The sequence below is a fragment of the Segatella sinensis genome (assembly GCF_040095255.1).
Lineage (GTDB): Bacteria > Bacteroidota > Bacteroidia > Bacteroidales > Bacteroidaceae > Prevotella > Prevotella sinensis.
Genome location: NZ_JBBNGE010000109.1, coordinates 1 through 2,683 on the forward strand (window position 1 = coordinate 1; position 2,683 = coordinate 2,683).

At 40.9% G+C, this 2,683-nt stretch carries 1 protein-coding gene; it reads right to left on the reverse strand.

Translation table 11 applies throughout. The annotated features are described in order from the left end of the window. Positions 1 to 695: 695 nt before the first annotated feature. Positions 696 to 2,402, reverse strand: a complete 1,707-nt coding sequence (locus AAAT87_RS15200; RefSeq protein WP_349226900.1) for a transposase — start codon at positions 2,400 to 2,402, stop codon at positions 696 to 698. Positions 2,403 to 2,683 lie beyond the last annotated feature (281 nt).

A 2,683-nucleotide genomic window follows, 5' to 3' on the forward strand; every position in this document is an offset into this window, starting at 1 on the left:
AACGAAATGGTTTCAAATTTCTGTTTTCGTCAGATAAGGAGGAATGGACGTTCTTGCACAATAAAGGTCTAGAACCTGCAACTCCTGTTGAGCCGATGAAAACACGGCTGATGTATTTTGATTTGATTTATCTCCGCACAAAATAACAAATAAAAGATAATAAGCCCCTCTGGCGCGCCGAAAGGCTGCATACTAGAGGGGCATTACTTATTTTAGGCAGTTTACTTTGTGCTTTTGCGGTAAATGATGTTTTAATGTCCGTTTTCAAAACTGATACTGTCCTCATGAGATAGGGGGAAGGTCGGTGAAAAACGTTGAAAAATCGCCTAGAAATATCTCTTCTTCATTTTCTTCAAGAAATCCTTGGTGATAGGGAAGCCGGAGGCATCACCTATTACGGAGTCGGTATAACAGAAGGGACATTCAGCTGTAGGTGGCTTATCAGGGAGGTAATTTTAAGAATTTGTGAAAGTCAATCGTAATCCTTCGGCTACCCCCCCCCACAGACCGTCCGAAAACCTTGATTTTCTGCTGTTTATCACTGTTTTGAGGGCATATAAAGCCCTCTAAGCTAGTCTGGGGACCAGCTCTAAAATTTCGATTTCCAATAAAATTCATAATTGATGTGCTCAAATCGAGCGAAAATAAGTGATAGGAGGTCTAAAAATTAAGTTGTGGGGACCTCCTTCTTCCCCTTATGCCATCTTTGCGATCAATTGTGGAACGCCAAGCATAGAGATGGCTCTACGCATGTTATAGGAGAGGCAGATGAGGGCCATTTCGGCCTCCACCTTAACCTTCGTTTTCAATAAAAAATAATACGCCCCTAAGGTTCTCTTCATCGTTCCAAAAGGATGTTCTGAGAGACACATTCTTTGCGCCATCTTCTTCTTGTCTAAATGAAGTTTGTATGTCACAATCTTGTGTTCTTTAACTTCTCGTTTCATCTTAGTCTTAGGAGGTTCCTGGTCTTCCTGATGATTACAGGAGTCTACCTTGTAATTCTGAGCTTTCATCACGAGAGTATCCTTGTTGAAGTCTGCTTCTTTAAATGCTGCTTTAGTACACTTATGCGAGCATCTTTTGCAAGCCAACTTATTGCAATAACGGATACGGCCATCCTTCTTTAATGACTTCTGACGTAATATAGAGCCCTGCGGACAATACACTAAATTCTTAGCAGCATCTCTGACAAAGTAGCCTTGCAGCGCAAGCTGTTTGAGTTCCTCATCAGACATTTCCTTTATATTACTTGATGCCGTACATTCGTAGGATTTACGAACACCAATTTGGGGAGAGTCAAGGATGCCTGCATAGGCAGTCGGTATTTTGCCAGCCTTAAGGCAAGTTTCGAGATTCTCGGGCTTTTTGCTGTTTAGCATATCATCTGTTACGGTAGCTTCTACATATTCAAACTCTACTTCAGCAACATCATCGCCATCTCGCTGTATTACATTAGGGATGATTCCTGCAGCCAAAGCGTTTGCCATGTCTTTTGGATCTTGATAACCCTTGTCGGCAACAACTTCTACTATTTCATGTTCCAAATCATTCTTGGCCTCAGTCAGTGTTTCCGTAATTTCGCCATGATCAGTAGGATTGGTGGTAACATTGTAGGTGGCTATCAGATGACTGTCTGCCTCGACGGCTGTCTGTACATTATAGCCAACGTTAAAACCGTCATTGAACTTCATCAACTTAGAATCAGGATCTGTGAGTGAAAGTTGTTTCTCTCCACTTTCCTCCAGTTGATTACGATATTCTTTGTAATCCGCCTGACGCTTCTGAACCACCTCCAGATTAAGCTCGGTTTCATCCCTGCCAAACTTACGTTCATCATCGAAGTCGTTCTTTTCCAAATCCTCCAAGTACTGACGCTCATGCGCTTCAAGACGGGCAATACGATCATCAAGCTTATTGAGAGTAAAGTTGTTATCCTTAGAATTTACAGCCTTGAACTTACTACCATCAATAGATAAGTAAGAATGGCTGAAGAGTCCAAAGGAATCCAACTGCTTATTCAATGATTTAAAAACTTTCTTGATAGGCTTCAAATTATCCTTTCGGAAATCAGAAACTGTACGAAAGTCAGGGGTTACCTTGCTTAAAAGCCACATAACCTCGATATTGACAACGCACGCTTTGGCCAACTTTCGAGAAGAACGGATAGAATTGAAATAACCATAAATGAGTAGTTTCAATATGTCTGAAGGGTCATATGAAGGTCGTCCACCATTTCCAGGAGCCTCACGTTTAGTATGATTGAAGCCGAGTTCTTCTAAATCCTGGCTATCTACAAACGCATCAATGTAGCGAACGGGATTATCCTGCTCGATGTACTCGTCCAGACAAGCCGGAAACAATACGTATTGTCTTCTATCTTCACCTTTAATGTACTTCATAAGCGATAAATGTTTGATAGCTACAAAGTTACGAAAATATTTCGAGAAAACCAAAGATAAAGTGTTAACAATAAGAAATATTAGGAGACATTTTGGCTGCTATGGGTTTTCAGACAATCTCGAGGGGGAGCAAGACTTCATGTCCCTAATCCCATGTAATTATGACTCGAACAAAAAGGTGAATGTCAAGGCTGCCTAATAGGCAGCTTTGGCAATACCAATTAATAATATGCTTTTTTTGAAAAATGTTGGATGTGCTAACTGCTGAAAATCAGTAGTTA

Excerpts from the sequence above, each read along its gene's own strand:
- AAAT87_RS15200 (WP_349226900.1), bottom strand. The coding sequence starts at position 2,402 with ATGAAGTACATTAAAGGTGAAGATAGAAGACAATACGTATTGTTTCCG.